Annotated in this window: 18 protein-coding genes; 9 read left to right on the top strand and 9 right to left on the bottom strand. The window is 71.6% G+C overall.

Features of this window, described 5'->3' with window-relative positions; genetic code table 11:
- Positions 1 to 67 precede the first annotated feature (67 nt).
- Positions 68 to 3580 (bottom strand): methionine synthase, encoded by a 3513-nt coding sequence (gene metH, locus ABTX18_RS19140; RefSeq protein ID WP_352123870.1) that lies wholly within the window; start codon positions 3578 to 3580, stop codon positions 68 to 70.
- 239 nt (positions 3581 to 3819) lie between these two features.
- Here metH and ABTX18_RS19145 point away from each other — a divergent pair, with 239 nt between their 5' ends.
- The 5 genes from ABTX18_RS19145 (at position 3820) to ABTX18_RS19165 (ending at position 9703) form a co-directional block, all read left to right on the top strand.
- Complete coding sequence (locus tag ABTX18_RS19145) at positions 3820 to 4584, top strand: IclR family transcriptional regulator (RefSeq protein WP_352124018.1); 765 nt, start codon at positions 3820 to 3822, stop codon at positions 4582 to 4584.
- Between the two features lie 232 nt (positions 4585 to 4816).
- Complete coding sequence (locus ABTX18_RS19150; RefSeq protein WP_352123871.1) at positions 4817 to 5608, top strand: MIP/aquaporin family protein; 792 nt, start codon at positions 4817 to 4819, stop codon at positions 5606 to 5608.
- Positions 5609 to 5664: 56 nt separating this feature from the next.
- The gene (gene glpK, locus ABTX18_RS19155) at positions 5665 to 7206 is read left to right on the top strand and encodes a glycerol kinase GlpK (protein ID WP_352123872.1); all 1542 of its coding nucleotides are present in this window, start codon (positions 5665 to 5667) and stop codon (positions 7204 to 7206) included.
- 5 nt (positions 7207 to 7211) lie between these two features.
- Positions 7212 to 8825 (top strand): glycerol-3-phosphate dehydrogenase/oxidase, encoded by a 1614-nt coding sequence (locus tag ABTX18_RS19160; protein ID WP_352123873.1) that lies wholly within the window; start codon positions 7212 to 7214, stop codon positions 8823 to 8825.
- Between the two features lie 206 nt (positions 8826 to 9031).
- Complete coding sequence (locus ABTX18_RS19165; protein ID WP_352123874.1) at positions 9032 to 9703, top strand: FadR/GntR family transcriptional regulator; 672 nt, start codon at positions 9032 to 9034, stop codon at positions 9701 to 9703.
- 75 nt (positions 9704 to 9778) lie between these two features.
- On the opposite strand, the gene ABTX18_RS19170 is transcribed toward ABTX18_RS19165, so the two are convergent.
- Together ABTX18_RS19170 and ABTX18_RS19175 are read right to left on the bottom strand one after the other, a co-directional pair.
- Positions 9779 to 10558 (bottom strand): SDR family NAD(P)-dependent oxidoreductase, encoded by a 780-nt coding sequence (locus ABTX18_RS19170; RefSeq protein ID WP_352123875.1) that lies wholly within the window; start codon positions 10556 to 10558, stop codon positions 9779 to 9781.
- Positions 10555 to 11892 carry an enolase C-terminal domain-like protein gene (locus ABTX18_RS19175; RefSeq protein ID WP_352123876.1) on the bottom strand — a complete coding sequence of 446 codons (1338 nt, stop codon included), beginning with the start codon at positions 11890 to 11892 and terminating at the stop codon, positions 10555 to 10557. Before ABTX18_RS19175 ends, ABTX18_RS19170 begins: the two co-directional genes overlap by 4 nt.
- 256 nt (positions 11893 to 12148) lie before the next feature.
- On the opposite strand from ABTX18_RS19175, the gene ABTX18_RS19180 reads away from it, so the two are divergent.
- The gene (locus ABTX18_RS19180; protein WP_352123877.1) at positions 12149 to 13186 is read left to right on the top strand and encodes a PAC2 family protein; all 1038 of its coding nucleotides are present in this window, start codon (positions 12149 to 12151) and stop codon (positions 13184 to 13186) included.
- Positions 13187 to 13274: 88 nt separating this feature from the next.
- On the opposite strand, the gene mshC is transcribed toward ABTX18_RS19180, so the two are convergent.
- The 4 genes from mshC to ABTX18_RS19200 form a co-directional block, all read right to left on the bottom strand.
- Positions 13275 to 14504: a cysteine--1-D-myo-inosityl 2-amino-2-deoxy-alpha-D-glucopyranoside ligase gene (gene mshC, locus ABTX18_RS19185; RefSeq protein WP_352123878.1), complete on the bottom strand. Its 1230-nt coding sequence runs from the start codon at positions 14502 to 14504 to the stop codon at positions 13275 to 13277.
- 138 nt (positions 14505 to 14642) lie between these two features.
- A complete protein-coding gene (locus tag ABTX18_RS19190; protein ID WP_352123879.1) occupies positions 14643 to 15482 on the bottom strand; it encodes an SCO1664 family protein in 840 nt (279 codons plus the stop codon).
- Positions 15446 to 16036: a DUF3090 domain-containing protein gene (locus ABTX18_RS19195; RefSeq protein ID WP_352123880.1), complete on the bottom strand. Its 591-nt coding sequence runs from the start codon at positions 16034 to 16036 to the stop codon at positions 15446 to 15448. The genes ABTX18_RS19190 and ABTX18_RS19195 overlap by 37 nt, the downstream gene beginning before the upstream one ends.
- Positions 16037 to 16142: 106 nt before the next feature.
- Positions 16143 to 16856: a histidine phosphatase family protein gene (locus ABTX18_RS19200; RefSeq protein ID WP_352123881.1), complete on the bottom strand. Its 714-nt coding sequence runs from the start codon at positions 16854 to 16856 to the stop codon at positions 16143 to 16145.
- Positions 16857 to 16923: 67 nt separating this feature from the next.
- On the opposite strand from ABTX18_RS19200, the gene corA reads away from it, so the two are divergent.
- The gene (gene corA, locus ABTX18_RS19205; protein ID WP_352123882.1) at positions 16924 to 17910 is read left to right on the top strand and encodes a magnesium/cobalt transporter CorA; all 987 of its coding nucleotides are present in this window, start codon (positions 16924 to 16926) and stop codon (positions 17908 to 17910) included.
- Positions 17911 to 17961: 51 nt separating this feature from the next.
- On the opposite strand, the gene ABTX18_RS19210 is transcribed toward corA, so the two are convergent.
- Both ABTX18_RS19210 and ABTX18_RS19215 read right to left on the bottom strand, forming a co-directional pair.
- The gene (locus ABTX18_RS19210; protein WP_352123883.1) at positions 17962 to 18750 is read right to left on the bottom strand and encodes a ferritin-like domain-containing protein; all 789 of its coding nucleotides are present in this window, start codon (positions 18748 to 18750) and stop codon (positions 17962 to 17964) included.
- A 296-nt stretch (positions 18751 to 19046) separates the two neighbouring features.
- A complete protein-coding gene (locus ABTX18_RS19215) occupies positions 19047 to 20099 on the bottom strand; it encodes an LLM class F420-dependent oxidoreductase (protein ID WP_352123884.1) in 1053 nt (350 codons plus the stop codon).
- A 140-nt stretch (positions 20100 to 20239) separates the two neighbouring features.
- On the opposite strand from ABTX18_RS19215, the gene ABTX18_RS19220 reads away from it, so the two are divergent.
- Complete coding sequence (locus ABTX18_RS19220; protein ID WP_352123885.1) at positions 20240 to 21223, top strand: aldo/keto reductase; 984 nt, start codon at positions 20240 to 20242, stop codon at positions 21221 to 21223.
- Positions 21220 to 23511: a helix-hairpin-helix domain-containing protein gene (locus ABTX18_RS19225; protein WP_352123886.1), complete on the top strand. Its 2292-nt coding sequence runs from the start codon at positions 21220 to 21222 to the stop codon at positions 23509 to 23511. The genes ABTX18_RS19220 and ABTX18_RS19225 overlap by 4 nt, the downstream gene beginning before the upstream one ends.
- Positions 23512 to 23601: the final 90 nt, after the last annotated feature.

Consider the following 23601-nt stretch of genomic DNA (forward strand, 5'->3'; position numbering starts at 1 on the left):
GGGCGACCGGCCTGCACTGGACCGACCAGTGTACGACTCCTGCTGCTACCGCGCGTTGAACGGAGTCCTACCGCGCGTTGAAGTACTTCGCCTCGGGGTGGTGGATGACGATCGCGTCGGTGGACTGCTCGGGGTGGAGCTGGAACTCCTCCGAGAGGTGCACTCCGATCCGCTCCGGCTGGAGCAGGTCGGCGATCTTCGCGCGGTCCTCCAGATCCGGGCAGGCGCCGTATCCGAGGGAGAAGCGCGCGCCGCGGTACTTGAGCGCGAACATGTCCTCGACGTCGGCCGGGTCGTCGCCCGCGAAGCCGAGCTCGGAGCGGACCCGGGCGTGCCAGTACTCGGCGAGGGCCTCGGCGAGCTGGACGGACAGACCGTGCAGCTCCAGGTAGTCGCGGTAGGAGTTGGCTTCGAAGAGCTTGGCGGTCTCGCCGCCGATCTTCGAGCCGACCGTGACGACCTGGAGGCCGACGACGTCGGTCTCGCCGGACTCCTCGGGACGGAAGAAGTCGGCGAGGCACAGGCGACGGCCACGGCGCTGGCGCGGGAAGGTGAAGCGGGTGCGCTCGGAGCCGTCCTCGTGGAGCAGGATCAGGTCGTCGCCCTTGGACACGCAGGGGTAGTAGCCGTAGACGACGGCGGCTTCCAGAAGGTTCTCGGTGTGGAGCTTGTCGAGCCAGCCGCGCAGGTGCGGCCGGCCCTCGGTCTCGGCGAGTTCCTCGTACGTCGGTCCGTCGCCGGCCCTGGCCTGCTTGAGGCCCCACTGGCCCTTGAAGAGCGCGCCCTCGTCGAGCCAGGAGGCGTACTCCTTGAGCGGGATGCCCTTGACGACCCGGCTCCCCCAGAACGGCGGGGTGGGGACCGGGTTGTCGACGGCGACGTCGGAGCGCACGCCCTCCTCGGGCTCCTCGACCTCCAGAACCGCGCTCTCGCGTGCGGGGACGCGGCGCTGCTTGAGTTCGGGGAGGGTGGCGCCGGGGACGCCGCGCTTGACGCCGATCAGGGCGTCCATGAGGCGCAGACCCTCGAAGGCGTCGCGGGCGTAGCGGACTTCGCCCTCGTAGATCTCGTGGAGGTCCTGTTCGACGTAGGCGCGGGTGAGGGCGGCGCCACCCAGGATGACGGGGTAGTCGGCGGCCAGCTTGCGCTGGTTGAGCTCCTGGAGGTTCTCCTTCATGATCACGGTGGACTTGACCAGGAGGCCGGACATGCCGATCACGTCGGCCTTGTGCTCGTCGGCGGCTTCCAGGATCGCCGAGACGGGCTGCTTGATGCCGATGTTGACGACGTTGTAGCCGTTGTTGGACAGGATGATGTCGACGAGGTTCTTGCCGATGTCGTGGACGTCGCCGCGCACGGTGGCCAGGACGATGGTGCCCTTGCCCTCCGCGTCCGACTTCTCCATGTGCGGCTCCAGGTAGGCCACGGCGGTCTTCATCGCCTCGGCGGACTGGAGGACGAACGGAAGCTGCATCTGGCCGGAGCCGAACAGCTCGCCGACGACCTTCATGCCCTCCAGCAGGGTGTCGTTGACGATGTCGAGCGCGGGGCGGGTCTGCAGGGCCTCGTCGAGGTCGGCCTCCAGGCCCTTCTTCTCGCCGTCGATGATCCGCCGCTGGAGGCGCTCGTCGAGGGGCAGGGCGAGGAGTTCCTCGGCCTTGCCCTCCTTCATCGACTTCATGTTGACGCCCTCGAACAGCTCCATGAGCTTCTGCAGGGGGTCATAACCCTCGGCGCGGCGGTCGTAGACCAGGTCGTGGGCGACCTTGACCTGCTCCTCGTCCAGGCGGGCGATGGGCAGGATCTTCGAGGCGTGCACGATCGCCGAGTCGAGACCCGCCTTCACGCACTCGTCGAGGAAGACGGAGTTCAGCACCACGCGGGCGGCCGGGTTCAGACCGAAGGAGATGTTCGACAGACCCAGGGTGGTCTGGACGTCGGGGTGGCGCTTCTTCAGCTCGCGGATCGCCTCGATCGTCGCGATGCCGTCCTTGCGGGACTCCTCCTGACCCGTGCAGATCGTGAAGGTCAGGCAGTCGATCAGGATGTCCGACTCCCGGATGCCCCAGTTCCCGGTCAGGTCCTCGATGAGCCGCTCGGCGATCGCGACCTTGTGCTCGACGGTCCGGGCCTGGCCCTCCTCGTCGATCGTCAGCGCGATCAGCGCGGCACCGTGCTCGGCGGCCAGCTGGGTGACCTTCACGAAGCGCGAGTCGGGGCCGTCGCCGTCCTCGTAGTTCACCGAGTTCAGGACCGCACGCCCGCCCAGCTTCTCAAGACCCGCCCGCAGCACCGGCAGCTCCGTGGAGTCCAGCACGATCGGGAGGGTGGAAGCGGTCGCGAAGCGGCCGGCCAGCTCCTCCATGTCCGCGACGCCGTCACGCCCCACGTAGTCGACACACAGGTCGAGCATGTGCGCGCCTTCGCGGATCTGGTCGCGGGCCATCTCCACGCAGTCGTCCCAGCGCGCTTCGAGCATGGCCTCGCGGAACTTCTTCGACCCGTTGGCGTTGGTCCGCTCACCGATCGCCAGGTACGAGATGTCCTGTCGGAACGGCACCGTCTGGTAGAGCGAGGCCGCGCCGGGCTCGGGGCGCGGGTCGCGGACGGCCGGCGTGAGGGCGCGGGCCCGCTCGACGACCTGGCGCATGTGCTCGGGCGTCGTACCGCAGCAGCCGCCGATCAGCGACAGGCCGTAGTCGGTCACGAAGGTTTCCTGCGCGTCCGCCAGTCCCTCCGGGTCGAGCGGGAAGTGCGCGCCGTCCTTGGTCAGCACCGGCAGGCCCGCGTTCGGCATGCACATCAGCGGCGTACGCGAGTGCTGGGCCAGGTAGCGCAGGTGCTCGCTCATCTCGGCCGGGCCCGTCGAGCAGTTCAGCCCGATCAGATCGATACCGAGCGGCTCCAGGGCGGTCAGCGCGGCGCCGATCTCGGAGCCGAGCAGCATGACGCCGGTCGTCTCGAAGGCGAGCGAGCAGATCAGCGGCACGTCGACGCCCAGGGCGTCCATCGCGCGGCGCGCGCCGATGAGGCTGGACTTGGTCTGCAGCAGGTCCTGCGTGGTCTCCACGATCAGCGCGTCCGCCCCGCCGGCGAGCAGGCCCTCGGCGTTCTGCTGGTAGCCGTCCCGAAGCACGTCGTACGCGATGTGGCCGAGCGAGGGCAGTTTGGTGCCGGGACCGATGGAGCCGAGGACCCAGCGCGGGCGACCGTCCTTCGCGGCGAACTCGTCGGCGACCTCGCGGGCGATGCGGGCGCCCGCCTCGGACAGTTCGACGATCCGGTCGGCGATCTCGTACTCGTTCGCCGCCGAGTGGTTCGCGCCGAAGGTGTTCGTCTCCACGCAGTCCACGCCGACCGCGAAGTACTCCTCGTGCACCGATCGCACGATGTCGGGGCGCGTGAGGTTCAGGATCTCGTTGCAGCCCTCGAGGTTCTGGAAGTCCTCCAGCGTGGGGTCCTGCGCCTGGAGCATGGTGCCCATGGCACCGTCGGCCACCACGACCCGGGTGGCGAGCGCCTCACGAAGGGCTTCGGCTCGGTTCCGGCTGTCGGCGGAAGGGGTCGGCAACGAGGCCATGGATGTACTCCCTGGGATGCGACGGCTGTCGGCTTTGCGGCTTCGGCGGAAGGCGCACCCGGCCAGAGTAGCCGGGCGGTGCCTGAGCGCGTCACTCTGTCCCACGCATCGGACGTCATGCTGTGCGAGCGGTCGTTCCGGGCTGCCGGGGTGCCGCAGAATTCCCATGCGATCGAGCACGGGTCGGCATCGACCGATAGTGTTCAGCATTGTCGAACCGAGTGGAGGAGTACGGCGCGATGGCCAAGAACATCCAGTCGCTGGAGCGGGCGGCCGCGATGCTGCGCCTGCTGGCGGGCGGTGAGCGGCGGCTGGGACTGTCCGACATCTCCTCCGCCCTGGGCCTGGCCAAGGGCACCGCACACGGCATCCTGCGCACGCTCCAGCACGAGGGCTTCGTGGAACAGGACGCGGCCTCCGGCCGCTACCAGCTGGGCGCCGAGCTGCTGCGGCTGGGCAACAGCTATCTGGACGTCCATGAGCTGCGGGCCCGGGCGCTGGTCTGGACGGACGACCTGGCCCGCTCCAGCGGCGAGAGCGCCCACCTGGGCGTGCTCCACCAGCAGGGCGTCCTGATCGTCCACCACGTCTTCCGCCCCGACGACAGCCGGCAGGTCCTGGAGGTCGGGGCCATGCAGCCGCTGCACTCCACAGCCCTGGGCAAGGTCCTGTCGGCCTACGACCCCATGGCCCACACGGAGGTCATGGAGGCCGAGCGGCAGTCCTTCACGCCCCGCACGGTCACCGATCCGGAGGAGTTCGAGTCGATGCTCGACCTGATCCGCGCGCGCGGCTGGGCGGACGACGTGGAGGAGACCTGGGAGGGCGTGGCCGCGGTGGCCGCCCCGATCCACGACCGGCGCCGGATGCCGGTGGGAGCCGTGGCCGTGACCGGTGCGGTGGAGCGGGTGTGCGCGGAGGGAGAGCTGCGGCCCGAGCTGGTCGCGGCCGTACGGGACTGCGCCCGCGCGGTGTCCCGGGATCTGGGCGCCAGGCGCTTCTGAAGCCCCTGCGGCATCATCGGTAACGATCGAGTTATAGGACACACAACCCTTGACGCCTCATTCACCGGGGAGAAACACTGCCGTTCATCGGTCGGCATTGTCGAACGGCTAACGGAAATACGCGTTAGGGTGTGTGACAGTGCAAGGGCCGGCAACGCCCTCACCTGAGGGCGCGGACCACCGGAGGGACCCGGGGTTCGGCTTCCCTGGACGAAGGACAAAGGAGTCGCGGGTGTCCAGCTCCGACATCTTCATCGGCGAGACCATCGGTACCGCCGTACTCATCCTGCTCGGCGTCGGTGTCTGTGCCGCCGTCACGCTCAAGCACTCGAAGGCACAGAACGCCGGCTGGCTCGCCATCACCTTCGGGTGGGGCTTCGCGGTGCTTACCGGCGCGTATCTGGTCGGCGGCGTCTCCGGAGCGCATCTCAACCCGGCCGTCACCGTCGGTCTGGCGATCGAGGGCGGCACCAAGTGGAGCGACGTACCGCTCTACCTCGGCTCCCAGCTGTTCGGCGCGATGATCGGCGCGGCGTTGGTCTGGCTGGCCTACTACGGACAGTTCCGGGCCCATCTCACCGATCCGGAGATCCTGAGCACCCATACGGGTGAGGAGGGCATGGTCGACCAGGCTGCCGCCCCCAAGGCCGGACCCGTGCTCGGCATCTTCTCCACGGGTCCCGAGATCCGCAACGCCGTCCAGAACGTCGTCACCGAGGTCATCGCCACGGTGGTGCTGGTCCTGGCGATCCTCACCCAGGGCCTCAACGACGGCGGCAACGGCCTCGGCACACTCGGCGCGCTGATCACCTCGCTGGTGGTCGTCTCCATCGGTCTCTCGCTCGGCGGCCCGACGGGCTACGCGATCAACCCGGTTCGCGACCTCGGTCCGCGTATCGTGCACGCGCTGCTTCCGCTGCCGAACAAGGGCGGATCCGACTGGGGTTACGCCTGGATCCCGGTCGTCGGACCGCTCATCGGCGGCGCGATCGCCGGCGGGCTCTACAACCTCGCGTTCGCGTGAGCCACAGGGCCCGCAGCCGTCACCCCCAAGACCACACAGACTTCCGGGAGCACACCGTGACCGACGCACACACCACCGGCACCCACGGCACCGGGCCGTTCATCGCGGCCATCGACCAGGGCACCACCTCCAGCCGCTGCATCGTCTTCGACAAGGACGGCCGGATCGTCTCCGTCGACCAGAAGGAGCACGAGCAGATCTTCCCGAAGCCGGGCTGGGTCGAGCACAACGCGACCGAGATCTGGGAGAACGTCCAGGAGGTCGTGGCGGGCGCCATCGTCAAGGCCGGCATCACCGCCGCCGACGTGAAGGCGATCGGCATCACCAACCAGCGCGAGACCACGCTGCTCTGGGACAAGCACACCGGTGAGCCCGTCCACAACGCCCTCGTCTGGCAGGACACCCGCACCGACGCGCTCTGCAAGGAGCTCGGCCGCAACGTGGGCCAGGACCGTTTCCGCCGCGAGACCGGGCTGCCGCTCGCCTCGTACTTCGCCGGCCCCAAGGTCCGCTGGCTGCTCGACAACGTCGAGGGCCTGCGCGAGCGCGCCGAGCGCGGGGACATCCTCTTCGGCACCATGGACTCCTGGGTCATCTGGAACCTGACCGGCGGCACCGACGGCGGCGTCCACGTCACCGACGTCACCAACGCCTCGCGCACGCTCCTGATGAACCTGCACTCCATGACGTGGGACGAGAAGATCCTCTCCTCCATGCAGATCCCGGCGGCCCTGCTGCCCGAGATCCGGTCCTCGGCCGAGGTGTACGGCAACGCCAAGGGCGGCGTGCTCGACGGCGTGCCGGTCGCCTCCGCGCTCGGCGACCAGCAGGCCGCGCTGTTCGGCCAGACGTGTTTCGCCGAGGGCGAGGCCAAGTCCACGTACGGCACCGGCACCTTCATGCTGATGAACACCGGCGAGACACCCGTCAACTCCTACAACGGGCTGCTGACCACGGTCGGCTACCGGATCGGCGACCAGAAGCCGGTCTACGCCCTCGAGGGCTCGATCGCCGTCACCGGTTCGCTGGTGCAGTGGATGCGCGACCAGATGGGCCTGATCCAGTCCGCCGCCGAGATCGAGACCCTGGCCTCGTCGGTCGAGGACAACGGCGGCGCGTACTTCGTGCCGGCCTTCTCCGGCCTGTTCGCCCCGTACTGGCGCCCCGACGCCCGCGGCGTCATCGCGGGCCTCACCCGCTACGTCACCAAGGCGCACATCGCCCGTGCCGTGCTGGAGGCCACCGCCTGGCAGACCCGCGAGATCAGCGACGCCATGACCAAGGACTCCGGCGTCGAGCTGACCGCGCTCAAGGTCGACGGCGGAATGACCTCCAACAACCTGCTGATGCAGACGCTCGCCGACTTCCTGGACGCACCCGTGGTGCGCCCGATGGTCGCCGAGACCACCTGCCTCGGCGCCGCCTACGCCGCCGGCCTGGCCGTCGGCTTCTGGCCGGACACCGACGCGCTGCGCGCCAACTGGCGCCGGGCCGCCGAGTGGACCCCCCGCATGGACGCGGACATCCGCGACCGCGAGTACAAGAGCTGGCTCAAGGCCGTGGAACGGACCATGGGCTGGCTGGACGACGAGGAGTAGACAACATGACCACCCTGCAGAGCGTCCCCGCCCTCGGGACGCACCCGGCCTCCGGCTCCCTTCCGAGCCGTGCCGAGACTCGGGAGCAGCTCTCCAAGGCGACGTACGACCTCCTGGTGATCGGTGGCGGCATTCTGGGCATCTCCACTGCCTGGCACGCCGCGCAGTCCGGGCTGCGGGTGGCTCTGGTGGACGCCGGCGACTTCGCCGGCGCCACCTCCTCCGCCTCCTCCAAGCTGCTCCACGGCGGTCTGCGCTACCTGCAGACCGGCGCGGTGAAGCTGGTCGCGGAGAACCACTTCGAGCGCCGTGCGGTATCGCGTCAGGTGGCCCCCCACCTGGCCAATCCGCTCACCTTCTACCTCCCCGTCTACAAGGGCGGGCCGCACGGCGCGGCGAAGCTCGGCGCGGGCGTGTTCGCCTACTCGGCGCTGTCCGCCTTCGGTGACGGCGTCGGGCATGTGATCAGCCCGGCGAAGGCGCGGCGCGATGTGCCGGAGCTGCGTACGGACAATCTGAAGGCCGTCGCGGTGTACGGCGACGACCAGATGAACGACGCGCGGATGGCGCTGATGACGGTCCGCGCGGCCGTCGACGCGGGGGCGACCGTCCTCAACCACGCGGCGGTGACCGGGCTGCGGTTCACCAAGGGCCGGGTGACGGGCGCGGACCTCGAGGACCGCACCGACGGGACGGAGTTCGGGGTCACGGCCCGGCTGGTGCTGAACGCCACCGGTCCGTGGGTCGACCACCTGCGGAAGATGGAGGACCCGGCCGCGGCGCCTTCCATACGTCTGTCCAAGGGCGCCCACCTGGTGCTCAAGCGCACCCGCCCGTGGAAGGCCGCGCTGGCCACACCCATCGACAAGTACCGCATCACGTTCGCCCTGCCGTGGGAGGACATGCTGCTGCTCGGCACGACGGACGAGGAGTACGAGGGCGACCCGGCGGACGTCTCGGTGACCGAGAAGGACACCGCGCAGATCCTGGACGAGGCGGCGTTCTCGATCCGGGACCAGCAGCTGTCGCGCGATCTGATCACGTACTCCTTCGCGGGGCTGCGGGTGCTGCCGGGCGGGCCCGGCGACACGTCCAAGGCCAAGCGCGAGACGGTGGTGACCGAGGGACGGGGCGGGATGCTGTCCGTCGCGGGCGGCAAGTGGACGACGTTCCGCCACATTGGCCGCACGGTGATGAACAAGCTGGCCGCGCTGCCCGGGCACCCCCTGGCCGAGGACATGGAGCCGATGGCCCGGCTGCCGAAGAAACTGCCGCTGCCGGGCATCGCCAACCCGAACGCGGTCGCGCACCGGCTGCTCGTCGACGGGGGTACGCCCGGTCCCCGGATGTCGGCCGACACGGCGCGGCACCTGGCCACGCACTACGGTTCGCTGTCCTTCGACATCGCCCGGCTGGCCAACGAGAACCCGGCGCTCGCCGAGCGCGTCCACCCCGACGCGCCGGAGATCTGGGCGCAGGTCGCCTACGCGCGGGACCACGAGTGGGCCGAGACCGCGGACGACGTGCTGCGGCGCCGGACGACGCTGACGATCCGGGGCCTGGCGACGGACGAGATCCGGGCCGGCGTCGAGTCGGTGCTGGGCGACCGCAGGAGCTGAGCCACCGGGGAGGGGGGCTGCGTCCATGGACGCCGCCCCCCTTCTGGCGTCTGCGGAGTTCGCCCGATGGAGCCGACGCACCGTACGGAACCGGGCGAACCGGGCCGTTCGCGTACGGGAGACGGAGACCGGGTTGCCCCGGCGGGCACACCGCCGTCCCCGGGGACGCATAATGGGCCGATACATCGGATGTCTGGAGGTCGCCCATGGCTGTCACCGACGAGGCCATCGAGAAGATCAAGGAAATGATCGTCTCGGGTGCGCTACGGCCCGGCGATCGTCTCCCCAAGGAGAGCGAACTCGCCGCGGAGCTCGGCCTGTCCCGCAACTCGCTGCGGGAGGCGGTGCGCGCCCTGTCGCTGATCCGCATTCTCGATGTGCGCCAGGGCGACGGCACGTATGTCACCAGTCTCGATCCCCAGTTGCTGCTGGAGGCGCTGAGCTTCGTGGTGGACTTCCACCGCGACGACACGGTGCTGGAGTTCCTGGCGGTCCGCCGGATCCTGGAGCCCGCGGCGACCGCGATGGCGGCGAGCCGGATCAGCGAGGAGCAACTGGACCAGCTGGGCGCCCAGCTGGACGCGCTGGGCGAGCACCCCTCGGTCGAGGAGCTGGTGGCCTGCGACCTGGAGTTCCACCGCGGCATCGTGCAGTCCTCCGGCAACTCGGTGCTCTGCTCGCTGCTCGACGGCCTGTCGGGGCCGACGACCCGGGCGCGGGTATGGCGCGGCCTGACCCAGGAGGACGCGGTGAGCCGCACGCTCCACGAGCACCGGGCGATCCTCTCGGCGCTGCGGGACCGGGACGCGGAGGCCGCGGGAGCCTGGGCGACGGTGCATGTGGCGAGCGTGGAGCAGTGGCTGCGGTCGACGCTGTAGCCGGCGCCGCGGGCGGTCCTCGAACGCCGGACGGGCTGCGTGTGCCTGTCCGGCGTTCGCGTTTCAGCCGTACGGTCAGCTGCCGGCGGGGCGCAGCCGCAGCCCCTGCATTCCCCCGTCGACGGCCAGTGCCGTGCCGGTGACAGAGGCCGCGCCGGGGCTCGCGAGGTAGAGGATCGCGGCCGCCACTTCGTTGGCCGAGACCAGCCGGCCCAGGGGCTGCCGGGCATTGAGGGCCGCGCGTTCGGCGGCCGGGTCGTCGGCCTGCCCGAGCAGCCGGCCGATCCACGGGGTGTCCGCCGTCCCCGGGTTGACGCAGTTGACGCGGATGCCCTCGCGGACGTGGTCGGCGGCCATGGCCAGCGTCAGGGACAGGACGGCGCCCTTGCTCGCGCTGTACAGGGCGCGCTGGGGCAGCCCCGCGGTGGCGGCGATCGAGCAGGTCTGCGTGATCGACACGGCGCCGGGGCGGTCGGCCGCGGCCCTGCGCAGGTGCGGCAGCGCGTGCCGGGCGGTGCGGACCATGCCGAGGACGTTGACGTCCAGGACCCGGGCCCATTCCTCGTCGTCGTTGTCCTCGACGGTGCCGATGGAGCCGATGCCCGCGTTGGACACGAGTGTGTGCAGGGAGCCCAGTTCGGCGGCTGCCCGGTCGACGGCCTCGCGGACGGTGTCGTCGTCCGTGACGTCCGCCTCCAGGGCGAGGACGCCCTCGGGGGCGCCCGCGGTCTCCCGGTCGAGAATCGCGACGCGGGCCCCGCGCGCGGTCAACTGGCTCGCGACAGCGGCCCCGATGCCGGAGGCGCCGCCCGTCACCAGGGCGTTCATTCCCTCGAAGTCGCGTGTGCCGGTCATCGGCCGTCCTCCTCGTCGGTGCGGCGGGCCTGCCATACGGGGCCCTCCGGGTAGCGGTGTGCGGCGATCGATCCGGGGTGCATCCGGGCGGAGAAGCCCGGCGCCGCCGGGGCGGTGTAGCGCCCGGCCTCGATCACGGCGGGGTCGACGAAGTGTTCGTGGAGGTGGTCGACGTACTCGATCACCCGGTCCTCCCAAGTCCCCGACACGGCCACGTAGTCGAACATCGCGAGGTGCTGGACCAGCTCGCACAGTCCGACGCCGCCCGCGTGCGGACAGACGGGCACGCCGAACTTGGCGGCGAGCAGCAGGATCGCCAGGTTCTCGTTGACTCCGGCGACGCGGGCCGCGTCGATCTGGACGAAGTCGACCGCTCCTGCCTGGAGCAGCTGCTTGAACACGACGCGGTTGGCGGCGTGTTCGCCGGTGGCGACCTTGACCGGCTGGGCGGCGCGCACGGCGGCGTGGCCGAGGATGTCGTCGGGGCTGGTGGGCTCCTCGATCCAGTGCGGGTCGTACGGCGCGAGCGCGGTCATCCACTCCACCGCGCCGGCGACGTCCCAGCGCTGGTTGGCGTCGACGGCGATCCGTACGTCGCTGCCGACGGCGGCCCGGGCGAGGGCGAGTCTGCGGACATCGTCGCCGACGTCGCCGCCGACCTTCAGCTTGATCTGGGTGAAGCCGTCGGCGACCGCCTCCTTCGCCAGCCTGACCAGTTTGTCGTCGGAGTAGCCGAGCCAGCCGGGCGAGGTGGTGTAGGCCGGATATCCCTCGGCGCGCAGCCGCTCGGCGCGTCCGGCCCGGCCGGGCTCGGCGGCGCGCAGGATCGCGAGCGCCTCCTCGGGGGTGAGGGCGTCGGTGAGGTACCGGAAGTCGACGAGGGAGACGAGCTCCTGCGGCGTCATCTCCGCCAGGAACCGCCAGACGGGCATGCCCGCGTACCTGGCCGCCAGGTCCCAGGCGGCGTTGACGACCGCGCCGGCCGCCATGTGCATCACGCCCTTCTCGGGGCCCAGCCAGCGCAGTTGCGAGTCATGGGTGAGGTCCCGGTACAACGCGCCGAGGCCGGCCGCGGTCCGGGGCGCCGGACGCCCGATCAGATACGGCCGCAGCGCCTCGATCGCGGCCACCGTCACCTCGTTGCCCCGCCCGATGGTGAAACAGAAGCCATGCCCCTCCATACGGCCGCCGTCACCCTCCGCGTCGTCGGTACGCAGCACGACGTAGGCGGCCGAGTAGTCGGGGTCGGGGTTCATGGCGTCCGAGCCGTCCAGTTGTTCCGAGGTCGGAAAACGGATGTCGTGGACCTCGAAGTCCGTGACGGTCTGACTCATGTGCGCCCCCAGGGGAAATAACATCGGACCTCTACTCTGGTCATCCGATGTATAGCGCCCTGAATGCCCCAACGTCCAGCGTTGACCGGAAACCGACCGCACACAGCTCGGATGTATGCCCGGCCCCGACGCCCGGCCCCGGCCGATGACGCATCCCCTCGGCCGGGTTCACCCCACCGTGCGCAAGGGCTGCGGCGGGAGTGGCGGGAAGCCTTAAGGTTGTTCCGTACGCAAGGAACTTCGGAAGGAGGCCTGGGTGATCGAGCTCGAGGGAGTTCCCGAGCTGATCGACCCGGTCATGGTGGCCGCGTTCGAGGGGTGGAACGACGCAGGTGACGCCGCCTCCACGGCGGTCGCGCACCTGGACCGGGAATGGAAGGGCGAGGTGTTCGCGGCGCTGGACGCCGAGGACTACTACGACTTCCAGGTCAACCGCCCCACAGTCTGGCTGGACGGCGGGGTGCGCAAGATCACCTGGCCGACGACCCGGCTCTCCGTGGTCCGCATCCGCGGCGACAAGCCGCGCGATCTCGTCCTGGTCCGGGGCATCGAGCCGTCGATGCGCTGGCGCTCGTTCTGCAACGAGATCCTGGGCTTCGCCCATGAACTGGGCGTCGAGATGGTCGTGGTGCTCGGCGCGCTGCTCGGCGACACCCCGCACACCCGGCCGGTGCCGGTCAGCGGGGTCACATCGGATCCGGATCTGGCACGCACCATGGACCTGGAAGAGACCAAGTACGAGGGGCCGACCGGCATCGTCGGCATCCTCCAGGAAGCGTGCACGCACGCGGGTGTGCCCGCGGTGAGCCTGTGGGCGGCGGTGCCGCACTACGTCTCGCAGCCGCCCAACCCGAAGGCCACCCTGGCGCTGCTCAACCGCCTGGAGGACCTTCTCGGGCTGCGCATTCCGCTCGGTGAACTGCCGGAGGACGCCCGGGCCTGGCAGGTCGGGGTCGACCAACTCGCCGCCGAGGACAGCGAGGTGGCGGAGTACGTGCAGACGCTGGAGGAGGCCCGGGACACCGCGGAGCTTCCCGAGGCCAGCGGCGAGGCCATCGCCCGGGAGTTCGAGCGCTATCTGCGCCGCCGGGACCCCGGACCGGGCCAGGCCCCGGGCGGGCATGCCACGGAGAGCGGTGAGGGCCCGTATCTGCGGGACCCGTCGAGCGGCCGGACCAGACCGCCGAAGCCTCCCAGGCCCGAGACCGGCCCCGGCCCGGGGACCGGCCCCGGGGGCAGCGGCCTTCCGCCGGATGTGCCGGACGACTCGCCGGACGATTCCCCGGAGGACTGATCCGGGGCAGCGCGGCACGTACGCCCCGACAGAACCGGCCCCGGACTTCCTCAGAAGTCCGGGGCCGGTGCAGCGAAGTGGCGGACGGTTACAGCGCGACACCGAGCAGGGCGTCGACGGTACGCGAGACGAGTCCCGGCGCCCCCTCGTCGGTCCCGCCCTCGGCGGTCTGCCGCTCGGCCCAGCGGTCCACCGCGGCCAGCGCGGCCGGGGCGTCCAGGTCGTCGGCGAGGGCCTCGCGGACCTCCTCCACCAGCGCGTCGGCGGACAGCCCGTCTGGCCGGGAGACGGCCGCACGCCAGCGCGCGAGCCGTGCCACCGCGTCGGCGAGCACCTGGTCGGTCCACTCCCAGTCGGAGCGGTAGTGGTGCGAGAGCAGGGCGAGGCGGATCGCCGCCGGGTCCACGCCGTCTCGGCGCAGCGCCGAGACGAAGACGAGGTTGCCCTTCGACTTGGACATCTTCTCGCCGTCCAGGCCGACCATGCCGGCGTGGACGTACGCCTGGGCGAACGGGTGCTCGCCGGTCAGCACCTGGGCGTGCGAGGCGCCCATCTCGTGGTGCGGGAAGGCGAGGTCGGAGCCGCCTCCCTGGACGTCGAAGCCCATGCCGAGGTGGTCCAGGGCGATGGCGACGCACTCGATGTGCCAGCCGGGGCGGCCGGCGCCGAGCGAGGCCCCGTCCCAGCTCGGCTCGCCCTCGCGGGCCGCCATCCAGAGCATCGGGTCGAGCGGGTTCTTCTTGCCCGGACGGTCCGGGTCGCCGCCGCGTTCGGCGGAGAGCAGGCGCATCGCCTCGGTGTCGAGGTTGGAGACCTGGCCGAAGTGCGGGTCGGTGTCGACGGAGAAGTACACATCGCCGTCGAGTTCGTAGGCGGCGCCCGCGTCCCGGAGCCGTTCGACGAGCGGCACGATGCCGGGTATCGCCTCGACGGCTCCGATGTAGTGCTGCGGCGGGAGCATGCGCAGGGCAGTCATGTCCTCACGGAACAGGGCCGTCTCGCGCTCGGCGAGCTCGGTCCAGTCCTGCCCGTCGCGCACGGCCCGCTCCAGTAGCGGGTCGTCCACGTCGGTCACGTTCTGGACATAGTGAACCTGCCGCTTGGTGTCGAGCCACACGCGCTGAACGAGGTCGAACGCGTTGTAGGTCGCCGCATGACCCATATGGGTCGCGTCGTACGGCGTGATGCCGCAGACATAGATGCGGGCGACGGGACCGGGGTCAAGGGTGATCCGTCCGCCGGTCGCGGTGTCGTGGATCCGAAGGTCGCGGCCCTTGCCAGGCAGGGCGGGGACCTCAGAAGCGGGCCAGGCATGCATGCCACGAGCGTAACCGGATGCGCCTTCCGGATACGAACCGGAGGGGGCATCCTGGCCGAAGAGGCACTCTTGCGTCCCGGCCCGGAAGGTGCATGACCCCGTCCCTCCGCGGATTCGCCGCCCGTCACAGCGGCTTGATCACACCGGTGGCCACGGGATGGACGGCCACTCACCGCTCGGCTCGCGATGCACCCCTGTGCTCAGCAGGGCCGCCACCCGGGCCCGCAGGGCCTCGATCTCGGCGGTGGTGATCAGTTCCGCCAGCCGGGTGACCAGCGCGGCCCCCGGCTCCAGTTCCGCGGCCAGCCGGTCCAGCACCTCGACGGCCTCCGCCGTCAGCGGCTCACCGGCCCAGCCCCACAGCAGCGTGCGGAGCTTGTCGTCCACGTTGAAGGTCACCCCGTGATCGATGCCGTACAGCCGGCCGTCCGGCGCGGGCAGCAGATGGCCGCCCTTGCGGTCGCCGTTGTTGATCACGGCGTCGAGGACCGCGAGCCGGCGCAGCCGGGGATCGTCCCGGTGGACCAGCAGGGCGGTCTTCCCCTCCGCCACCTCGGCGAGGACCACGGGCTTCCAGCCCTCGCCCGGCTCCTCGTCCTCGACGAGCGCGAGCAGCCCGGGATCGTCCTCGCCCTGCGGCGCCGCCTCGATCCAGAGCTGGCACATGCCCTGGCCGTACGGCCCGTCCCGGAGCACGGTCGGGGGCACCAGGCCCCATCCCGTCACCTCGGAGACCTCGTAGGCGGCCACCTCGCGCTGGGCGAGGGTGCCGTCGGGGAAGTCCCACAGCGGCTGTTCCCCCGCCACCGGCTTGTAGACGCAGGTCGCCTCCTCGCCCTCGTACGCGACCGAGCAGTACAGCACCGCGTTGGACGCCCCGCGGACCTGGCCGAGGACCGTGAGCCGCCCCTTGCCGAGCAGGGTGATCAGCCCGTCGTCGGTCAGGCGCCGCGACGGTATCCGTTCTGGCGCGGGCATACGTGTCCTTCCGGATCGAGCGGCAGGCTGCACAGGGGGCACGGGGGGCGGCCGGCGTTCACGACGTCGAGTGCGCGTTTGGCGAAGGCGCGGGCCTGTGCGCCGCTGAGCCGGACCCGGAGCATCGGCGGGCCGTTCTCCTCGTCCTGGAGCAGCCGCTCCTCCGCCTCCGCGAGGTCCTCGATGGAGTCCGCGTCGAGTTCGACCAGGGCCTGCGCCTCGACGATCATGCGCTGTTCGTCGCCGTCCCAGGCCAGCGCCATGGTGCCGACGCGGAACTCCTCCTCGACGGGGACGTCGAGCGGAGCGGTGTCGGTGACGTCCATCGGGGCCACGGCCGGCACCGGCGAATTACCGCCGGTGCGCCGCACCACTTCGTCGAGCAGTTCGTCGACCCGCTCGGCGAGCGCGGCGACTTGGGTCTTCTCCAGGGCCACGCTGGTGACACGTCCGCCTGAGGATGCCTGCAGGAAGAACGTACGACGTCCAGGCAGCCCGACCGTACCGGCCACGAAACGGTCCGGGGGGTCGTAGAGGAACACCTGACGGGACACGTCCTGTCTCCCTTGAAATTGACGGCATATGAGGGTCGGCCGGGCCGGCCCGGGAGAGTCCCCGGGAAAGCGCACTACGGCGCGTCCACCCTACTGTGCGAAGCGATCACGGTGCCCCAGCGCCGCCACCGACCGCCGCGTCCCCCCCGCCGCCGGCCGTCCCGGCGCTTTCGTCGGGGGCCGGTTCGCGGGGCGCCAGTGAGGCGAGATCGCCGGTTTCACCGAGCCGGAGCAGGAACGGGCGCAGCCTGGTGTAGCGGATCGCGGTGACGGAACACGGGTCGGCGTGCACGCGCTGGAAGAGGTCCAGGTGCATGCCGAGGGCGTCGGCGACGAGGGACTTGATGATGTCCCCGTGGGAGCACATCACGTAGACGGCGCTCTCGCCGTGCTCCGCCTCGATCCTCGCGTTCCAGTCCCGTACGGCGTCGACGGCGCGTGCCTGCATCGCCCGCATCGACTCGCCGCCAGGGAACGCCGCGGCGGACGGGTGCTGCTGCACGACCGTCATCAGCGGCTCGTCGCTGAGCTCCGCGAGCTTGCGCCCCGACCAGTCGCCGTAGTCGCACTCGTTGATCCGCTCCTCGGTGTGCAGCGCCAGCTCCGGCCGGGCGGCGAGAAGCGGCCGGAGCGTCTCGCGGCAGCGTTGCAGCGGGCTGCTGACCGCGGCGGCGAGGGGCAGGGCGGCCAGCCGCGCGGGAAGTGCGGCGGCCTGCTCGGCACCGCGCTCGTCGAGCGCGACACCGGGGGTGCGGCCGGCGAGCACCCCGGCGGTGTTGGCCGTGGAGCGTCCGTGGCGTACGAGGATCAGGGTCGGCATACCGGCCAGGGTAGGGCGCGGAGCGGGCAAAGGTGCGCCCGGGACCCCGGCAGGGAAGAATGCGCGCGTGATCGTGGACTGCGCCATTTACCGGGACGGACGCCGCACCGACGGCCCCGCCGACTTCTCCGATGCCCTCGACGAGGCGCGGGCCGCAGGCGACGCGTTCTTGTGGATCGGCCTGCACGAGCCCACGGAGAAGGAGTTCGAGCTGGTCAGCAGTGAGTTCGGGCTGCATCCGCTGGCGGTGGAGGACGCGCTGGCCGCCCACCAGCGGCCCAAGCTGGAGGTGTACGACGACTCGCTGTTCGCGGTGATCAAACCGATCGCGTACGAGCACGAAAGCGACACGGTCAGCGCGGACGAACTCATGGTGTTCATAGGCGATTCGTTCGTGGTGACGGTCCGGCACGGCGAGGGCGCTCCCCTGGCCGCGGTCCGCCGTCGTCTGGAGGCCGAGCCCGAGGTACTCAAGCACGGGCCCACCGCGGTCCTGTACGCGGTCAGCGACGCCATCGTGGACCATTACATCGACGTCGCGGGGGAGCTCCAGGTCGACTTGGAGGAGCTGGAGACGCAGGTCTTCGCCCCGAACGCGACCGGCGACTCCAAGAACACCGCGGCCCGCATCTACACCTTCAAGCGCCAGGTGCTGGAGTTCCGCCGGGCGACGGTCCCGCTGGCCGCGCCGATGGCCCGGCTGGCGAGCGCGGGGGTGCCGTTCGTCCACGACCGGTCGCAGCCGTTCTTCCGGGACGTCCAGGACCACCTGACGCGCGCCAACGAGCAGGTGGAGGGGCTGGACCGGCTGCTCTCCGACATCCTGTCGGCGCATCTCGCGCAGATGGGGGTGCGGCAGAACGACGACATGCGCAAGATCTCGGCCTGGGCGGCGATGGCCGCGGTGCCGACCTTGGTCGCGGGGATCTACGGCATGAACTTCGACCACATGCCGGAACTGCACTGGATCTGGGCGTATCCGGCGGTCCTGCTGCTGATGGCGGGCGCCGTCCTGAGCCTGCATCGTCTGTTCAAGCGCCGCGGCTGGCTCTGACGCACCGCCTGCTCAGGCGCCGCGGCCGGCTCCGACGGCCGTCCGGGCCGCTCAGGCGAACTCGGGTGCCGGTACGGCCGGTCCGCCCAGCGCGTCGCGCCGCTCGGGAGGCGCCAGGGTGACCATGCGCCGCCAGCCGTGGAGCCGCTCGTACGCGTGGACGGCGTGGATCCCCGCCGCCAGTACCGCGGCCTTCGCCCGGGACCAGCCGAGGACGCGGCCCATGTGGCCCATCACGGCGAGGCTGACGTCGCGGTAGACCCGGATCTCGGCGAGGGCGCACTCGCGCAGGATGTGCTGGATCGTCCGGCCGTGCCCGGCCGCGGCGAAACGCAGGAGCTCCTCGTGGCAGTACGCGAGGTGGTTGTCCTCGTCGTGGGAGATCATCCTGACCGCGCGGCCCAGGTCGGGGTGGTCGGCGAAGTACTTGCGCAGCAGCCGCATCTGCTCGGACGCGCGCTGCTCGGTCACCCTGCTGTGGGCGAGGTAGGTGATGATGTCGCGCTCGGTGAGCGGCTCCTCGCGTCCCAGCTGCTCATGGGCGAGTCCGATGCCGTGCTGTTCCAGCAGCATCGTGTAGTCGGTCTCCCGCGGGACCGGGACCGGCGTCAGGCCGCGCTTGCGCAGCAGGGCGTTGAAGATCCGCCCGTGCTTGTCCTCGTCGGCGCCGTGCCGGGCGATCTTCGGGGCGAGCGCGCGCTGACTCGCGGGGACGAGGGCCGCGATGCGGCCGTTCTCCCAGCCGCCCTGGGACTCCCCGCTGGCGGCGATGGAGCAGAACAACCGGAACGCGTCGTCGTCGTCGAGAATTTCCTGGAACAGGTTCTTTGCCGAGAGCATCACTGCCACCTCCGTGCGGCGTCCGCCGAGCGACAGTCAATTCCCCCCGCGCCCGACGGGCAACAGGAGCGCTCCCCCACTGGGCCGTACGGGGGACCCCTCTCCCGGAGCGCCCACCTATGGCGAACCGTTTCAGCACGGCCCGTAACCCGCGCGCCCCGCCCGCGTTGTTCCCTGTGACGCGGCCGTGGCGGGGAGGATCCCCGAGCCCCCACCACGGCCGTACTGCTGCCCGCCGCAGGCCCAGGTCCTGTCTGGACTCCCCCCGCGGCGTCGCGACGAACTCCGGACAGGACCTACTGGGCGAGCCCGGACCGCTCCAGCGCGTCCGTGCCGGCCCGCAGCGCGGCGATCCGCTCGTCGAGCGTGAAGCCCGCGGGGGCCAGGGTCAGGGTCGTGACACCGGCGGCCGCGTACGCCTGCATCCGGTCGGCGATCCGCTCCACCGATCCCAGCAGCGTCGTCTGGTCGATCAGCTGGTGCGGAACGGCGGCGGCCGCGCCGGCCTTGTCCCCGGACAGGTACTTCTCCTGGATCTCGGCGGCTTCCTTCTCGTACCCCATGCGCTGGGCGAGCTGGTTGTAGAAGTTCTGCTTCGGGCTGCCCATGCCGCCGACGTACAGCGCGGTGTACGGCCGGAACATGTCGGCGAGGCCCTTGATGTCGTCGCCCACGGCGAGCGGCAGCGTCGGGCAGACGTCGAAGCCGTCCATGGTCCTGCCGGCCTTCTCGCGTCCGGCCCGCAGGTACCGCATCGCGGTGTCCTCGAGGTGGTCCGCGGACGGGAAGATCAGCAGGGCGCCGTCGGCGATCTCGCCGGTCTGCTCCAGGTTCTTGGGCCCGATCGCCGCGATGTACAGCGGGATGTGCTCGCGCTGCGGGTGGACGGTCAGCTTGATCGGCTTGCCGGGGCCACCGGGCAGCGGGAGTGTCCAGTGCTGCCCCTCGTACGTCAGCCGCTCACGGGCCATGGCCTTGCGGACGATCTCGACGTACTCGCGGGTGCGGGCGAGCGGCTTGTCGAACGTGACGCCGTACCAGCCCTCGGAGACCTGCGGCCCGGACACCCCGAGGCCGAGGCGGAAGCGGCCGCCGGAGAGGGAGTCGAGGGTGGCCGCGGTCATGGCCGTCATCGCGGGCTGCCGGGCCGGGATCTGCATGATCGCCGAGCCGACGTCGATGGACTCGGTCTGCGCCGCGACCCAGGACAGCACGGTGGGCGCGTCGGAGCCGTACGCCTCGGCCGCCCAGCAGACGTCGTAGCCGAGCCGGTCGGCCTCCTGCGCGACGGCGAGGTTGTCGCCGTCCATTCCCGCTCCCCAGTAACCGAGATTGATGCCGAGCCGCATAGCCGCACCCCTTACTGATCAGTAACGTCCCTGTGTTCCGGACTCTAGCGCGCGGGAAGGCCATCCGGCAGGGGCCACCCGGGCCCCGGTTGCCCACGGGCCTGCGACGCGTGGGGCTCCGGCCAGTAATCTCAGCGCCCATGGAGCAGAGGCATCTCGGCCGCACCGGCCTTCGAGTGTCCCGGATCGGGCTCGGCACCCTCACCTGGGGCCGGGACACCGACGAGCACGACGCTGCCGAGCAGCTGAAGGCCTTCTGGGAGGTGGGAGGCACCCTGGTCGACACGGCGGACGTGTACGGGGGCGGGGAGGCCGAGTACCTGCTCGGGCAGCTCGTCGGTGGCCTGGTGCCGCGGCACGATCTGGTCATCGCGACCAAGGCCGGCAGCGTGGCCGATCCGTACCGCAGGTTCAACGGCTCGCGCGGACATCTGCTGGCCGCCCTGGACGCCTCCCTGGCGCGGCTCGGAACGGACTACGTGGATCTGTGGCAGGTCCACGCCTTCGATCCGATGACCCCGCTGGACGAGACGCTCCAGGCGCTGGACATCGCGGTTTCCAGCGGGCGCGCCCGGTACGCGGGGGTGTCCAACTTCTGCGGCTGGCAGCTGGCGAAGGCGGCGACCTGGCAGCTCGCCTCGCCCGGCGTGCGGACCCGGCTGGCCAGTACGCAGATGGAGTACTCGCTCCTCCAGCGGGGCGTGGAGCGCGAGGTGCTGCCGGCCGCGCTCGACCTCGGTGTGGGCCTGCTGCCGTCCTCCCCGCTGGGCCGGGGCGTGCTGACCGGCAAGTACCTCACGGGGACCCCGGCGGACTCGCGCGGCGCCTCCGAGCTGCTGGCGCCCTTCGTCGAGCCGTATCTCGACGACCCGGCGAGCCGCATCGTGCACGCGGTGGCGACCGCGGCCGAGGGACTGGCCACCACGACGCTCCAGGTGGCGCTGGCCTGGGTGCGGGACCGGCCCGGAGTGGTGGCCCCGATCATCGGCGCGCGCAACGCACAGCAGCTCACGGAGGCATTGTCAGTGGAGGCGCTTAGTCTTCCTGACGAGATCTGCCAGGCGCTCGACGACGTGTCGGCGCCCGTGCACCGCTATCCCGACCAGGACTGGAGCACGCTGTGACTGCGCTTCCCCGGGGGGAATCCCCCGGCCCCTCGGCCACCGACGACGACGGCGTCGCGGACGAGCCCGCCACCGCACCCGCCGGGGAGGCCGAGGACGGGGAGACCGCTGCGGCGACAGCCGGGGATTCCGGCGGCCCTGAGGCTCCCGGCGGTTCTGACGACGTATCGGGTGGGACCGACGAGGCGGGTGGGATCGACGGTCCCGACGAAGCGGGCGCGACCGCGGCTTCGGAGGCCGGTGCCGCCACTGCCGCAGCGCCCTCCGAGGCCGAGGCGGAGCTGGCCGCCCAGCGCGAGCTGCGGGAGCGGATCGAGAAGCGCAAGGCCGAGAAGGAGGGCCCCATCGCCGCCGGTACGAAGCTGAGCGGCCCGGCGGCCGATCTGCTGGCGGCCGTACGGGCCGTGGAGAGCGGCGACAAGCCCGGCGCCGCCTTCTTCGACTCGCCCGCCCCCTCCCCGGCCCGCAGGAGCGTTCCCGCCCCGGCGCCGGTGCGGGAGAGGGCCCCCGAGCCCGCCCGCGCGCCCCAGGGCGCGTCGCCGGAGGCCGTCGCCGCCGTGGCGGCCGTACTGGCCGAGGGAGGGGCTCCGGAGGCTCTGGCGGGCTCTGCGGCCGCCACCCTCGGCGCGCAGGCCGACGAGGCGCTTCGGGAGGACCCGTGGCAACTGCTGTCCCTGCCGGGCGTCGGCCCGGAGCAGGCCGACGGCTTCGCCCGGGCGCTGCTGGGTGCCGGATGCGGCCCCGACGACGAGCGGCGCACCGCCGCCCTGGTGGGCTGGCTGCTGGAACGGGCCGCGCTGCAGGGCCACACCGCGCTGGACGCGGACCAGGTGCGCGCCGCGCTCGCCGGCCGGGCGGTGGGCGACCCCGACGCGGCGGTGCAGCACGCCATCGCCGAGGGCGTCGTCCTGGTCTTCCAGGACGGCCCGGAGGGCGAGGAGAGCACCGAGGAGGTGGAGGACGAGGAGAGCGGTGAGGCGGGCTCGGGCGACGGGGCCGCGGAGCCGGGGGCCGGCCGGGAGCCGGTCCAGGTGCTCCTCGGCCTCGACCGGTACGCGCTGGCGGAGGAGAGCCTCGCCGACGGACTCGCCCGGCTGGTCAACGCCTGCGAGAAGGACGCCGACTGGTCGGAGGCCGTCGTCGCGGCCCCATCCCCCTCGGCCGCCGAACTGATCCGCGCGGTCGCGGCCCACGGCCTCGTCGCCCACACGGGCGGCGAGGCGGCGAGAGCCGAACCCGCGGCCCTGATCGCCGCCGCCCGCGGTCTCGGTATGCGGGCCCTGGGCGCCACCCACAGCGTGGACGGCCGGCAGCGGCTGGCCGAGGCGGTCGGGGACCCCGAGGCGGCCGTCACGCTCGCCGGGCTGCTCTCCGGCGCGCAGGGCCCCGGACGGGACGGGGAGGGGGCGCTCGCCCTCGATCTGCTCGTCGTGCTGGACGCCCCGCAGCTGGACGTCGAGACCGGCGCGATGCTGGTGGAGTCCCTCGCCGACGGCACCCGCGTGGTGTTCAGCGGCGACCCGGGCGTGCTGGGATCGGCCGGTGCGGGGCGGGTGTTCGCCGATGTGCTGGCCGCCCGCGCCTGCCCCCAGGTCGTCTCCCGCACCCCGGACCCGGGACCGATCGGCGAGCTGGTCTCCGGCATCGGCATCGGGGAGCTGAACCAGGTGGAGGCGCCGGGCAAGGAGGTCGTGATCGTCCCCGTGCGGGACGCGGGCGAGGCCGTGCACCGCACGGTGCAGCTGGTCGCCGACTCCGTCCCGCGCGTCATCGGGGTGTCGTCCGCGGAGACCCAGGTCATCACGGTCGGCCATGGCGGCTCGGCGGGCACCCGGGCGTTGAACGAGGCGCTCAAGCAGCGCCTCAACCCGGGCCCGGGCCGCTTCGGCGGTTTCGATCCGGGGGACAGGGTGGCCCATGTCCCGGCGCCGGGCCGGACCGTGCCCGGCGTGGTCGTCTCGGCCGACGCCGAGGGACTGCATCTGGACTGCGCGGGGAGCCCCGTCGTCGTACCGCAGGAGCGGGTGGCCGCCTCCGTCCGGCACGCCTGGGCGCTCAGCGCCCACCAGGCGGCGGGGATGCGGTGGCCCGCGGTCGTCGTCGTCCTGCCCGGTGACGCGGCTCAGGGGCTGAGCCGCCCCTGGGTCTACACCGCGTTCGGCCGGGGCGAAAGGCATCTGTCCGTGGTGCACGGAGTCGACCAGGCCCTGCCCCGCGCCGTGGCCGAGTCCCCCGCCCAGGACCGCACCACCCGGCTGCGTACGCTGCTGGAGGCGTCCGAGGGCTGACGGCACACCGAAGGGCCGGGTGGACGCGTCGCGCGTCCGCCCGGCCCTGTCGGAGGCGGCGGCGAGGGATCAGAGGCTCTGGCAGCGGCG

The sequence above is a fragment of the Streptomyces sp. NPDC096323 genome (genome assembly GCF_040302845.1).
Classification (GTDB): domain Bacteria; phylum Actinomycetota; class Actinomycetes; order Streptomycetales; family Streptomycetaceae; genus Streptomyces.

What these genes read in the sequence shown, in the direction of transcription:
- metH (WP_352123870.1), bottom strand. Translation starts at nt 3,580, where the DNA reads ATGGCCTCGTTGCCGACCCCTTCCGCCGACAGCCGGAACCGAGCCGAA.
- ABTX18_RS19145 (WP_352124018.1), top strand. Translation starts at nt 3,820, where the DNA reads ATGGCCAAGAACATCCAGTCGCTGGAGCGGGCGGCCGCGATGCTGCGC.
- ABTX18_RS19160 (WP_352123873.1), top strand. Translation starts at nt 7,212, where the DNA reads ATGACCACCCTGCAGAGCGTCCCCGCCCTCGGGACGCACCCGGCCTCC.
- ABTX18_RS19165 (WP_352123874.1), top strand. Translation starts at nt 9,032, where the DNA reads ATGGCTGTCACCGACGAGGCCATCGAGAAGATCAAGGAAATGATCGTC.
- ABTX18_RS19170 (WP_352123875.1), bottom strand. Translation starts at nt 10,558, where the DNA reads ATGACCGGCACACGCGACTTCGAGGGAATGAACGCCCTGGTGACGGGC.
- ABTX18_RS19175 (WP_352123876.1), bottom strand. Translation starts at nt 11,892, where the DNA reads ATGAGTCAGACCGTCACGGACTTCGAGGTCCACGACATCCGTTTTCCG.
- mshC (WP_352123878.1), bottom strand. Translation starts at nt 14,504, where the DNA reads ATGCATGCCTGGCCCGCTTCTGAGGTCCCCGCCCTGCCTGGCAAGGGC.
- ABTX18_RS19190 (WP_352123879.1), bottom strand. Translation starts at nt 15,482, where the DNA reads ATGCCCGCGCCAGAACGGATACCGTCGCGGCGCCTGACCGACGACGGG.
- ABTX18_RS19200 (WP_352123881.1), bottom strand. Translation starts at nt 16,856, where the DNA reads ATGCCGACCCTGATCCTCGTACGCCACGGACGCTCCACGGCCAACACC.
- ABTX18_RS19210 (WP_352123883.1), bottom strand. Translation starts at nt 18,750, where the DNA reads ATGCTCTCGGCAAAGAACCTGTTCCAGGAAATTCTCGACGACGACGAC.
- ABTX18_RS19215 (WP_352123884.1), bottom strand. Translation starts at nt 20,099, where the DNA reads ATGCGGCTCGGCATCAATCTCGGTTACTGGGGAGCGGGAATGGACGGC.
- ABTX18_RS19220 (WP_352123885.1), top strand. Translation starts at nt 20,240, where the DNA reads ATGGAGCAGAGGCATCTCGGCCGCACCGGCCTTCGAGTGTCCCGGATC.